At 37.2% G+C, this 12,828-nt stretch carries 12 protein-coding genes and 1 other annotated feature; of the genes, 9 read left to right on the forward strand and 3 right to left on the reverse strand.

The genetic code is table 11. The annotated features are described in order from the left end of the window. Positions 1 to 10: 10 nt before the first annotated feature. The 3 genes from DN408_RS23235 to mnmL form a co-directional block, all read right to left on the reverse strand. Positions 11 to 844, reverse strand: a complete 834-nt coding sequence (locus DN408_RS23235; protein WP_002034419.1) for an ABC transporter ATP-binding protein — start codon at positions 842 to 844, stop codon at positions 11 to 13. A gap of 185 nt (positions 845 to 1,029) precedes the next feature. Beyond that, a complete protein-coding gene (gene mnmM, locus DN408_RS23245; RefSeq protein WP_002184797.1) occupies positions 1,030 to 1,602 on the reverse strand; it encodes a tRNA 5-(aminomethyl)-2-thiouridylate-methyltransferase MnmM in 573 nt (190 codons plus the stop codon). After that, complete coding sequence (gene mnmL / locus DN408_RS23250) at positions 1,599 to 2,558, reverse strand: tRNA modification radical SAM protein MnmL/YtqA (protein WP_002167527.1); 960 nt, start codon at positions 2,556 to 2,558, stop codon at positions 1,599 to 1,601. The genes mnmM and mnmL overlap by 4 nt, the downstream gene beginning before the upstream one ends. Positions 2,559 to 2,669: 111 nt before the next feature. On the opposite strand from mnmL, the gene DN408_RS23255 reads away from it, so the two are divergent. The 9 genes from DN408_RS23255 to leuS all read left to right on the forward strand — a co-directional run bounded on the left by DN408_RS23255 (position 2,670) and on the right by leuS (position 12,811). Beyond that, positions 2,670 to 2,933, forward strand: a complete 264-nt coding sequence (locus tag DN408_RS23255) for a YtzC family protein (RefSeq protein WP_002089099.1) — start codon at positions 2,670 to 2,672, stop codon at positions 2,931 to 2,933. Positions 2,934 to 2,948: 15 nt separating this feature from the next. Further along, positions 2,949 to 3,098, forward strand: coding sequence for a hypothetical protein (locus tag DN408_RS23260; protein WP_001129345.1), 150 nt, complete (start codon positions 2,949 to 2,951; stop codon positions 3,096 to 3,098). Positions 3,099 to 3,227: 129 nt separating this feature from the next. Beyond that, positions 3,228 to 3,989: an ABC transporter ATP-binding protein gene (locus DN408_RS23265; protein ID WP_002129519.1), complete on the forward strand. Its 762-nt coding sequence runs from the start codon at positions 3,228 to 3,230 to the stop codon at positions 3,987 to 3,989. A 16-nt stretch (positions 3,990 to 4,005) separates the two neighbouring features. Continuing rightward, positions 4,006 to 5,865: an FtsX-like permease family protein gene (locus DN408_RS23270; RefSeq protein WP_147740410.1), complete on the forward strand. Its 1,860-nt coding sequence runs from the start codon at positions 4,006 to 4,008 to the stop codon at positions 5,863 to 5,865. Positions 5,866 to 6,210: 345 nt separating this feature from the next. Continuing rightward, positions 6,211 to 6,777, forward strand: a complete 567-nt coding sequence (locus DN408_RS23280; RefSeq protein WP_000454225.1) for a tyrosine-type recombinase/integrase — start codon at positions 6,211 to 6,213, stop codon at positions 6,775 to 6,777. Between the two features lie 34 nt (positions 6,778 to 6,811). After that, positions 6,812 to 7,309 (forward strand): cation:proton antiporter regulatory subunit, encoded by a 498-nt coding sequence (locus DN408_RS23285; protein WP_147740411.1) that lies wholly within the window; start codon positions 6,812 to 6,814, stop codon positions 7,307 to 7,309. Positions 7,310 to 7,312: 3 nt separating this feature from the next. After that, on the forward strand, positions 7,313 to 8,536 hold the full coding sequence (locus tag DN408_RS23290; protein WP_147740412.1) for a cation:proton antiporter: 1,224 nt from the start codon (positions 7,313 to 7,315) through the stop codon (positions 8,534 to 8,536). A 190-nt stretch (positions 8,537 to 8,726) separates the two neighbouring features. After that, a complete protein-coding gene (locus DN408_RS23295) occupies positions 8,727 to 9,920 on the forward strand; it encodes an MDR family MFS transporter (RefSeq protein ID WP_002167529.1) in 1,194 nt (397 codons plus the stop codon). 198 nt (positions 9,921 to 10,118) lie between these two features. Continuing rightward, positions 10,119 to 10,337: a binding site (T-box leader), on the forward strand. A 65-nt stretch (positions 10,338 to 10,402) separates the two neighbouring features. After that, the gene (leuS, locus tag DN408_RS23300; protein WP_016102930.1) at positions 10,403 to 12,811 is read left to right on the forward strand and encodes a leucine--tRNA ligase; all 2,409 of its coding nucleotides are present in this window, start codon (positions 10,403 to 10,405) and stop codon (positions 12,809 to 12,811) included. Positions 12,812 to 12,828: the final 17 nt, after the last annotated feature.

A 12,828-nucleotide genomic window follows, 5' to 3' on the forward strand; every position in this document is an offset into this window, starting at 1 on the left:
TTCTTTCGATTTAAAAATTAGGCTGTAGCAGTGTGATAGATGCTTTTTTATGTAATAAAAACTGAAGCATTTCGTTTGCATATTCCTTTTCGATTTGTAATTGAATGAGGTTTTGATTTGAATTGTGTGTAACTTGTATAAATCCTGATTGCTTTTGTAGTTCTATAGCTGAAAATGTTTCGTGAACAATTGCCTCAATATAGACCTGTTCTGTTGATTTTTGCACAGAGGTATCTTCCGCAATTGTATGATTTGCTAATGTCACAATTCTATCGGCGAAGTTTTCTAGTAGTTGTTTTTCGTGACATGTGAAGAGTATAGATATGCCTTGTTGTTTTAATGAGAGTAAAATATGCTCTAATTCTTGCTGAGAGTTAGGGTCGAGTCCAGAAAGAGGTTCATCTAGAATTAATAAATGGACGTCCGTAAGTAATGCTTGCATAATGCCTGTTTTTTGTTTCATACCTTTTGAAAAGTTTCGTACAACGTAATGCTTTGCATGATGTAGATGAAAAGATTCAAGGAGCATCGGAATTTTATTTCTTAAATATTTTGTTGATAAACCGTGAATGTGGCCGAGATGATATAAATAATCCTCTAATGTAAAACGAATTCCTTCAGGAAAATGTTCAGGGACATAACTGATTTGTATATGTTCTTTTCTTTGAAGTGTCCCTGCCGTAGGTGGAATAAAGCCTGCAATTATTTTGAGTAAAGTACTTTTTCCAGTCCCGTTCCCACCAATAATAGCGAGTGCTTCTCCTTCTGGAATGGATAAATCGATGTTGTCTAGTATAAGTGATTTGCCATACTTCTTTTGAATTCCCCTTAGTTCTACTAGCAAAGTTCTATCCTTCTTTCTTCAAATATTGTATACATCCATTATATAGGAGAATAAGAAAAAGACGTGCAATGAATGCACGTCTTTTTTTGTTATGTTTTGTCGAATGATCGATATATCTGAAAAATCGTTGATATAATTATCCTGCTATTTGCCGGACAGTAAACCTCACTGATTAAAGTTTCACTTTATCGCTTCTCAATCGCCACAATAAATGGCGGGTTATTTTGCTGGTTAATGAAGCCGTATCGCAAAACGTGAGCTTCTTTTTGATCTAGTTCTTCTGCAAATTTAAGTACAGCGTCGCGTTCTACTTGTCCTTCTGGATGTCCGTGGTAAATGACAAGGACGATGATTCCTTCAGGTGCCATTACTCCTAGTAATTGTTCAATTGCCGAGAGTGTTGAGTTCGGTTTTGTAACGATATGCTTGTCACCACCAGGAAGGTAACCTAAGTTGAAGATAGCGCCTGTTACTTTTCCTTTTGCATCTTCTGGTAGTACGGATAGAAGCGTATCGTGACTATCGTGAACTAAAACAGTACGTTCAAAAAGCTCTTTTTCTTTTAGGCGGATAGTAGAGCTTTCAATTGCTTCTTTTTGAATATCAAATCCAAATACTTTGCCATTATCTCCAACGATTTCAGCTAGGAAGCAAGTGTCATGTCCATTTCCTAAAGTTGCATCTACAGCGTAATCGCCTTCTTTAACAGCCGTTTGCAGCAGCGAGCGAGCAAACGGTAATACACGTTCTAATTTCATTTTTGTTTCTCCTCATTTGCATATTTTCCTTGCCAGCTTCCGCGGCGTACAAATTCTGCATCGATGGAATTTAATACTTCCCATTTATTTAAGCTCCACATTGGGCCAATCATTAAATCAGGCGGACCGTCACCTGTGATGCGGTGCACAATTACATCTTCTGGAATAATTTCAAGTTGGTCAACAACGAGACTTACGTAATCTTCAAGAGAAAGGAACTCGAGTTGTCCTTTTTCATATTGCTTCACCATTGGCGTTCCTTTTAATAAATGAAGTAAATGAATTTTAATTCCTTGTACGTCAAGCTTCGCTACTTCACGAGTTGTTTCCATCATCATGTCGTAATCTTCAAGTGGAAGACCGTTAATAATATGAGAGCAAACTCTAATGCCATGTTTGCGTAATTTATTTACGCCTTCCACATAAGATGGATAATCGTGAGCACGGTTAATAAGATTTGCAGTACGTTCATGAACAGTTTGTAGTCCGAGTTCAACCCAAAGGTACGTACGTTTATTTAAGTCCGCTAAATATTCAACGACATCGTCTGGTAAACAATCTGGACGAGTTGCGATAGAAAGACCGACAACGTCTTTTTCTGCTAGAAGCGGTTCGAATTTTTCTTTTAACACTTCAAGTGGTGCATGTGTATTTGTGTAAGCCTGAAAATAAGCGATACATTTTCCGTCTTTCCACTTTGAGTGCATTTTTTCTTTCATTTCATGATATTGCGTTATAACATCATCGCGGCGATCGCCAGCGAAGTCACCAGATCCAGCAGCACTACAAAACGTGCAACCACCGTAAGCAACTGTACCGTCACGGTTCGGGCAATCGAAGCCAGCATCTAATGAAACTTTAAAGATTTTTTCACCAAATTCATTTCGTAAGTGGTAATTCCATGTATGATAACGTTTATTGTCATTTGTATATGGAAAAGGGTTTTGAACCTTCATTATTTTCCCTCCTAAGACGAGTCAAAATGAAACAAAATCCATTATAACATACTCATAAGGTTCATATGGAAGGGACACACTAAAGGGGAATTGAAGCAAGGAGGGACAATTATGGCAGAGCGTCAATCACTTGAAGAGTATATTACACAGGCAGAACAAGCGGTGGAATATGCGAAAGAACAATTAGACCAAGGCATGAGACAAGAGCATTACAATACGATGGAGTATTCGGATGCTCAGTTACAATTAGAACAAGCATATAACGACTTACAAACTATGCAGCAACATGCGAATGATGAGCAACGTGAGCAATTAAATAGAGCACGTATGGCAATTCGCCAATTGCAACATCAAATGATTATTACACCGCACTAATAAGGAGTGAATGTAATGGCGAAACGTTCAGATCAAAATAATCCAGAGCAAAAAACGCAAAATGGACATAACGCTGAATTTTCAAATGAACTTGATCCAGTTGTTCAAGTGAAACAGCGTAACAGTAAAAAAGGACAACCTCAAAGATCGAAGCAATCAGAGTAAACCAGGTCGAAATACGACCTGGTTTTATTTTATTACAAAAGTGTAAGGTAATTGTAATGTTAACAAATAGCAGTTCACCTCCAAAAGGCGCAAAATAGGTAATGGAAAAACAAGTGTAGGAGGATATATATGACGAAACCAGTTGTAGACGTGAAAAACGTTCAAAAAGTGTACGGTAAAAAAGGTGAGAACCAATCACACGCGTTAAAAGGTGTTTCATTCTCAATTCAAGAGGGTGAGTTTGTTGGAATTATGGGACCATCTGGTTCTGGTAAAACGACATTGTTAAATGTAATTTCAACGCTTGATAAAGCAACGGGCGGCGTTGTTGAAATTGCGGGTACGGACATTACGAAAATGAAGCAAGGTGAGCTTTCTGATTTCCGTTCGCAAAAGTTAGGATTCATTTTCCAAGACTTCAACTTATTAGAGAACTTATCTATTTATGAGAACATTGCACTTCCACTTTCACTTCAAGGTGTTTCATCACGTAATATTGGACCGAAAGTAGAGAAAGTAGCGGATATGTTAGGGATTACAGAAATTCTTCAAAAGTATCCAACTGAAGTATCCGGTGGACAGAAACAGCGTTCAGCAGCAGCACGCGCACTAGTGCATGAGCCGGCAATTATTTTAGGAGACGAGCCAACAGGAGCTCTTGATTCGAAAAATGCAGCAAGTTTACTTGATGCGATGACAAACTTAAATGAAGAACAAGGCGTATCTATTATGATGGTTACGCATGATCCATATAGTGCAAGTTACTGTCAGCGTATTTTATTCATTCAAGATGGTGAGCTATATAAAGAAATTCATCGCGGTGGTACGCGTGAAGAGTTCTACAAAGAAATTTTAGATGTACTTGCAGATTTAGGTACACAAAAAGCGTAAGAAAGGAGGTTCCAGTATGTTATTTAAACTTTCCATGTCAGGGCTAAAGAGTAAGCTGAAAGATTATATTGTCTTACTTGTTGGTCTTGTCATGTCAATTTCAATTTTTTATATGTTCCAAACGTTAGCGCTGAATAAAGCGTTTATCGAATCCAATTCTGTTATTAAGTCTATTGGTTTCGTATTCCAAGCAGGTTCATTTTTATTAGCAATTATAACGTTCTTCTACATTTTATATGCAAACTCTTTCTTATTATCTCTTCGTCAAAAAGAGTTTGGTATGTACATGATGTTAGGTGCAAAAAAGCATAAAGTTACATTACTTATGTTTATTGAAACGATTGTATTAGGTGCTGCGTCTCTTGCGATTGGACTTACAGTTGGTGTAGGACTTGCAGAAGGTATCGGACAGTTATTAATGAAACAATTAGAATTTGCTGGTGAAGGCTATAAGGCATTTTATCTACCATCTATGACTGTTACTTGCATTTTCTTCTTTGCATTATTTGTATTATCAGCAATTATGAACAGTATTAAGTTATCACGTATTTCAGTACTGCAACTTGTACATGCAGATGCACAAACAGAACGTGTTGCGGTAAAAGGAAAAATGACAGGTGTCGTTGCAATCCTTGCTGTTATTTTATTAGGAATTGGCTATGCATCAATGATTTACATGGAAAAACTAAGAGGAATGGGAATCCTTATTGCATTAATTACAACAACAACTGGTACTTACATGCTATTTGGATCACTTCTCCCAGTTATCATTAGAAAGTTAAAGAGTAATAAAAAGCGTAGTGAAAAAGGACTTAATGCTTTTACGTTTGCACAATTAAATTTCCGTATTAATAGCTTAACGAAAGTACTTGCAACGGTAGCGATGTTAGTTGCTCTTGGAGCGGGTGCAATTTCAGGTGGTATGGCGTTTAAAAATAACGTTATAAAAATGGTTGATGGTTTAGTAATATATGATTCAGTTATTCATAACCCAACAGCTGAAGAAAAGAAAATTTTAGATGGTATTACATTTAAAGAGAAAAATGAATATCGTTACAAAGTTGATAATAAATACGTTTATTATGTAAAAGAAGATTTAGAGAAAAAACCTCCTTTCGTACAAGATACAAAACAGATGGAAAGTATGAAGGATTTAGGAAAAATAAAGAAAGTTTCAGAGGAACTACCAGTAGGTGCAGTTTCTAGAGAAATGAATGAAAAAGATGCGAGTGCTAAAGAACTTCCAGAAGAATGGAACGAGGCTTTCAGAACAATTCAGCCATTTTATCTATATGAAGATCATGCAATTAAAATTGTAGATCAGAAAATGTACGATACTGTAAATGGTAAAGAAGGAATCGTAGTTACTGGAAAAACAGACGATTTTGTAGCATACACAAAAGAATGGAAAAAACTTGACGAGTTGCAGCTAGTTAAATATAAAAATGTAAAAGCTGAAAGATTAGATAGTAAATATCAATCTTACAATGGATTCTACGGCATTGCGAGTGGAACAGTATTTATGGGATTCTTCCTTGGAATTGCGTTCTTAGCAATGATGGCAAGTTGTTTAATGTTTAAAATTCTTTCTGGTGCATCAAAAGATATTACGCGTTATCAAATGCTTCGCAAAATCGGTGTGCGTCGTGAGTTATTAACGAAATCGATTTATAAAGAATTATTCTTAGTATTCTTATTCCCAGCAATTGTGGGGATCGCTCACGTATTAGTTGGTATGAATATTTTCGGATTTATTTTAATGGATCCTTACTTCCGTATTTGGGTACCAATCGTAATTTTCGTAGTTATTTATGCGATTTATTACTTCATTACAGTTCAATTGTATAAAGGAATTGTTCTTCCAAAAGAAGATTAATAGGTAAAAAGCCGAGTGAAAGTGCTCGGCTTTTTGTATTTTCAGAAAAAACACTTTAATGTTACTGAAATATATAATATAATGTAAATAAGTAACATAATATGAAAGTATCAGCAACCGAAAAATGAAAGGAGGAATCCGATCTGTAGAAAGAAGCTGAACTTGTACTCCCCCTATTTTTTCTACCCACACCGTATTTGTACAATCATAAATTTCCAAATGAAAAATTGTCGTAAGAGTATATTGTGAAAATAATGGATAATACATGGAAATCTCATAGCATGATAAGGTAAAATGGACAGGATAATGAGAAAATTACCGTTCATAAGATGAGGAGATACATGTATGGAAGTTGTAGAGGCATTAAAAGATATAAGCCAAATTGAGGCTATGAAAAAGTACTTAAAAGAGCACTCGCAGCGAGATTATCTTTTATTTGTTATTGGAATTAACACTGGATTAAAGATTACTGAGCTACTTAGTATGAAATTTGAAGAGGTATTAAATGAAGATAAGACTGTTAAAGAGTTTTATTCTCTTCCTGTGAAAGATGAAAAATTTAAACAAGATATTTATTTAAATACAAAAGTAAAAGAAGCCCTTTTAGAGTATGTAAAATCTATTGATGCTCAAAGAGAAAACTACGTATTTCAATCTAATAAAACGACAAATTCAATCTCACGCCAACAAGCATATCGTGTTATCCATAGCGCAGCTGAAGCGGTTGGGATTGTTGGAAAGATTGGAACGAATTCAATGCGAAAAACATTTGGATTTCATGCGTACAAAAGAGGAATAGCGATTGCGCTATTGCAAAAGCATTTTCATCACGCAACTCCATCAGAAACGCTCAAGTATTTAGGAATCTCAAAAGATGAGAAGTTTAAAACAGAGATTGATGTAGATTTGTAAAAGCCGTAACTAAAAACTTTAGGAGGCGGAAAATATGAATATTAGAGAGAGTGAACTACCGGGCATTGGATGTAAATTCGAAGTGATAACAAAAGGTGATGAAAAAATGGTTATCGTTATTCATGATGATGGCCGAAGAGAAATGTATCATTTTGATGCGGATCACGATGAGAGTATTTCAAGCATTTCTCTTCGTGATTCTGAAGCGAGACAAATTGCGGCTATATTAGGCGGAATGGTATATAGGCCGCAAGCGCTAGACACAATTGAGATGGCTTTTGAAGGATTATCAATTGAATGGTTTAAGGTGGAGAATAATGCACCAGTAGTACAACAAACAATTGGTAGCTTACATGTCAGAAAAACGTATAACGTAACGATTATTGCTATTTTGAAAAAGAATATGAAGAAATTCTTTAATCCAGGTCCAGACTCTATTATTGAAGCTGGCGATATGCTCGTATTGTCGGGTGAAAGACATGAAGTGAAAAGAATTATTAATGAATTGCTTTCAGCAGGAGGTGATTCCTAATCGATGGATACTTTAATTTTTGAAGTTGGAACTGCGTTAGTATTAGTAGCTTTTGCAGCTATCCTCGCTGCGAAGTTAAAGTTCTCGATTATTCCGTTTCTCATTATACTCGGTATGTTAGTGGGGCCTCATGCCCCAGATTTAGGACTTATCGATTTAAGGTTTATTGAAAGCGGAGAAGTTATTTCCTTCCTCGGCCGTGTAGGCGTCATATTCCTCCTATTCTATTTAGGCTTAGAATTCTCAATAAAAAAATTAATTAAATCAGGAAAGTCGATTGCTTTTGGGGGTAGTGTTCATATATCGCTTAATTTCATATTAGGTTTACTTTATGGATATGTTATGGGCTTCCCCTTACTAGAAACATTAATTATTGCTGGAATTATTACAATCTCATCGAGTGCAATTGTAGCGAAAGTAATCGTTGATTTAAGAAGATCTGGTAATAAAGAGACAGAGCTAATTTTAGGAATCATTATGTTTGATGATATCTTTTTAGCTGTATATTTATCAGTTGTTTCAGGATTAGTACTCGGAGGTGCAACATCATTTGTAGGTGCTCTTACATCCGTACTAATCGCAGTAGGATATATGTTACTATTCTTTGTAATCGTTAGAAAAGCTACGCCGTTCCTAAATAAAGTATTAGATATTTCGTCAAACGAAATTTTTATTATCGTAATATTCGCTATTTTATTCTTTGTAGCAGGATTTTCAGAAACAATTCATGTTGCGGAAGCGATTGGGGCTTTATTGTTAGGACTCGTCTTTTCAGAAACAGAGCATAGTGACCGGATCGAGCATCTCGTCGTCCCGTTTCGTGATTTCTTTGGAGCTATATTTTTCTTCAGCTTCGGTTTAAGTATAGATCCGTTTTCGCTTGGAGGAGCAGTATGGTTGGCATTAGTAGCAGTTTTCATTACTCTCATCGGTAATTTTACAGCTGGAATGATTGCAGGGCGTAAAGCCGGGTTATCGCATAAGGCTTCTACGAATATCGGTTTAACACTTATATCACGTGGGGAATTCTCCATTATTGTCGCGAATCTCGGAATAGCGGGTGGCTTAATGGCAACGATTAAACCATTCTCAGCTTTATATGTTTTAATATTGGCGTCGCTAGGGCCATTATTAACGAAGGAGTCTGGGAGAATATACTCTCTACTAGACAAAATATTTAAATGGAGTGCGAAAGAAAGTGCAAAACGTAAAAAGGAAGTTGGATAACCTTTCGCGAGGGAACGATTCCATTATTTATAGATTAATATTTTACAAAGACGATTAGAATACATTCTAATCGTCTTTGTGCTATTATCTGAATTTCATCAACTATTAATCAGTTGCCTTCCTATTTAAAAACGACTACAATTTTACTGTTATATATATGAACGAAAAAAAGAGAATAGGAGGGGAGACTATGCCAAGGAAAGTATGGCTATTAGTAGCTGGGATGATTATTAATGTCACGGGTGCTTCTTTTTTATGGCCTTTTAATACAATTTACTTACATGATAGTTTAGGGAAATCTTTATCAGTAGCCGGAATGGTATTAATGATCAACTCGCTTACTGGTGTAATCGGAAACTTGCTCGGCGGTGTTTTATTTGATAAATGGGGCGGTTATAAATCAATTTTAGTAGGGATTGTCATTACACTTGTATCGATTTTAGGTCTTGTATTTTTCCATGGTTGGCCATTATATGTTGTGTGGCTAGCATTAATCGGATTCGGTTCTGGAATGGTGTTTCCATCGATGTATGCGATGGTCGGTACGGTTTGGCCAGAAGGCGGGAGACGAGCGTTCAATGCAATGTATGTTGGACAAAACGTTGGGATTGCGATTGGAACAGCGTGCGGTGGATTAGTTGCGTCTTATCGTTTTGATTATATTTTCTTAGCGAACTTTATTTTATATTTTATTTTCTTCTTAATTGCGTTTATTGGATTTCGTGGTATGGAAGCAAAAAAAGAGCAAGAGGTACAAAAAGAAGCCGAAACGAAAAAAGGTTGGTCACTTACACCTGGCTTCAAAGCGCTTCTAATCGTATGTGTAGCATATGCTTTATGCTGGGTTACATACGTACAGTGGCAAGGGGCAATTGCGACTCATATGCGAGAATTAGATATTAGCCTCCGCCATTATAGTTTATTATGGACGATAAACGGAGCGATGATTGTTTGTGCGCAGCCACTTGTTAGTATGTTAATTCGCTGGATGAAGCGTTCTTTAAAACAACAAATTATGATTGGAATCGTCATTTTTGCGGCGTCGTTTATTGTTTTAAGCCAAGCGCAGCAATTTACGATGTTTCTCATTGCGATGGTGACATTAACAATTGGTGAATTATTCGTATGGCCGGCAGTTCCGACCATCGCAAATATACTTGCACCGAAAGATAAGCTAGGATTTTATCAAGGTGTTGTAAATAGCGCAGCGACTGTAGGGAAAATGTTCGGACCGGTCGTTGGCGGAGCGATTGTTGACTTATACAATATGGAAGTATTGTTTATTGCGATCATGGTAATGCTTGTAGTAGCGCTTATAGCAACGAGTATTTATGATAGACGAGTAAAAGTAGAAGAAACAGTTGAAGAAAAAATTGCAGTTTAGTTTGACGGAACATGCAACATGTTTTAGAATATATTTAAATAAATAGTAATAAAATATCCTTTGGAACAAGGGAGTTAGCTCGGCTGTCCTAAGACGAATTCGTTAGTTAGCAAGAGTAACGATTAACCGAGAAGCCCTCGCTTCAAGTAAGCTCTTAAGAGATACTAAGTGGTGGGTAGTTCACATTAACTCATATTTGTAATAACAGTGAGAAGGAGTAGTAGTAATAGAAGCTGGTTTAGAGAGTTGACGGTCGGTGCAAGTCAATCCACGTTTCGTTATGAACTCGCCTTTGAGTTGCAGTTGTGAAATCATTAGTAGCAATTGCCGTTAATCCACGTTACGGATCTAAGCGAATGTATTTATTACATTAATTTAGGGTGGTACCGCGGGAATCTATAACCTCTCGTCCCTTTCTAGGGATGAGAGGTTTTTTGTATTTTGGGCGGTGAAAATAAATAGAATTTCAAGGAGGGTATCTCATGAGCTTTAATCATCAAGAAATTGAGAAGAAGTGGCAAGGGCATTGGGAAGAGAATAAAACATTCCGTACGCCAGATGAAACAGAAAAACCAAAATTTTATGCACTAGATATGTTCCCATATCCATCAGGTGCAGGCTTACACGTAGGTCATCCAGAAGGTTATACAGCGACAGATATTTTATCTCGTATGAAGCGTATGCAAGGATATAACGTTCTTCATCCAATGGGATGGGATGCATTCGGTCTTCCAGCAGAGCAATATGCACTTGATACTGGGAACAGCCCGGCTGAATTTACAGAGCTTAATATTAATACGTTCCGTAATCAAATTAAAGCATTAGGCTTCTCTTACGATTGGGATCGTGAAGTAAATACAACAGATCCAACCTACTACAAGTGGACACAATGGATCTTCCTAAAACTATTTGAAAAAGGTTTAGCTTACGTTGATGAAGTACCTGTAAACTGGTGCCCAGCACTTGGTACAGTACTTGCAAACGAAGAAATCATTGACGGTAAGAGTGAGCGCGGTGGACATCCAGTTGAGCGTCGTCCGATGAGACAGTGGATGTTAAAAATTACAGCTTACGGAGATCGTCTATTAGAAGATCTAGATGAGCTTAATTGGCCAGAAAGCTTAAAAGACATGCAACGTAACTGGATCGGTCGTTCTGAAGGTGCAGAAGTACACTTCAACATCGACGGTACAGATGAGAAGTTCACAGTTTTCACAACGCGTCCTGATACACTATTTGGAGCAAGCTACTGTGTACTGGCTCCAGAGCATGCACTTGTTGCTAACATTACAATACCAGAACAAAAAGAAGCTGTAGAAGCTTACATTAACTCTGTTAAAATGAAGAGCGATTTAGAGCGTACAGAACTTGCGAAAGAAAAAACTGGTGTATTTACTGGTGCTTACGCAGTTAACCCAGTAAACGGTGAGAAATTACCAATCTGGATCGCTGATTATGTTCTTGCAACTTACGGAACAGGTGCTGTAATGGCAGTTCCAGCTCACGATGAGCGTGACTATGAATTCGCATCAACGTTCAATCTTCCAATGAAGGAAGTTGTAAAAGGCGGAGACATTTCGAAAGAAGCATATACAGGTGATGGTGCGCACGTAAACTCAGCATTCCTTGATGGTTTAAATAAAGAAGAAGCAATTGTAAAAATGATTGAGTGGCTTGAAGTAACAAGCGCAGGAAATCAAAAAGTAACGTACCGTCTACGTGACTGGTTATTTAGTCGCCAACGTTACTGGGGTGAGCCAATTCCAGTAATCCATTGGGAAGATGGTACAATGACAGCTGTGAAAGAAGAAGAATTACCATTAGTTCTTCCGAAAACAGAGAATATTCGTCCTTCAGGTACAGGTGAATCACCACTTGCAAACATTGAAGAGTGGGTAAATGTTGTTGATCCTGAAACTGGTAAAAAAGGTCGTCGTGAAACAAATACAATGCCACAATGGGCTGGTAGCTGCTGGTACTACCTACGCTACATCGATCCAAACAACAGCGAAGCACTTGTAGACCCTGAAAAAGTAAAACAATGGCTTCCAGTTGATATTTATATCGGTGGAGCAGAGCACGCTGTACTTCACTTACTATATGCTCGTTTCTGGCATAAAGTATTATATGATATCGGTGTAGTTCCAACGAAAGAACCGTTCCAACAATTATTCAACCAAGGTATGATCTTAGGTGAAAACAACGAGAAAATGAGTAAATCAAAAGGTAACGTTGTAAATCCTGATGATATCGTAGCAAGCCACGGTGCAGATACACTTCGTCTATACGAAATGTTCATGGGACCATTAGATGCTTCAATCGCTTGGTCTGAAAATGGTCTTGACGGAGCTCGTCGCTTCCTAGACCGCGTATGGCGCCTATTCATTCAAGAGAACGGTGAATTGAGTGAGAAAATTACTGATGCACCAAACAAAGATCTTGAAAAAGCTTACCACCAAACAGTGAAGAAAGTAACAGAAGACTATGCAGAGCTTCGCTTCAACACAGCGATTTCTCAAATGATGGTATTCATCAACGATGCATACAAAGCTGAAACACTTCCGAAAGAATATGTAGAAGGTTTCGTAAAAATGATTGCACCAGTTGCACCTCACATCGGGGAAGAACTATGGAGCAAACTTGGATACAGTGAAACAATCACATATGCAAGCTGGCCAACATTTGATGAGTCTAAACTTGTAGAAGATGAAGTTGAAATCGTTGTTCAAATTATGGGCAAAGTTCGCACAAAACTAACAATGAGTAAAGACGCATCAAAAGAAGAAATGGAACAACTTGCACTTGAGGCAATCAAAGAACAAATTGAAGGAAAAACAGTTCGTAAAGTAATTGTTGTTCCTGGAAAACTTGTTAACGTTGTTGCAAACTAATTAATTATTAATAAAAG

Source organism: Bacillus sp. AR13-1 (assembly GCF_008042285.1).
GTDB lineage: Bacteria > Bacillota > Bacilli > Bacillales > Bacillaceae_G > Bacillus_A > Bacillus_A mycoides.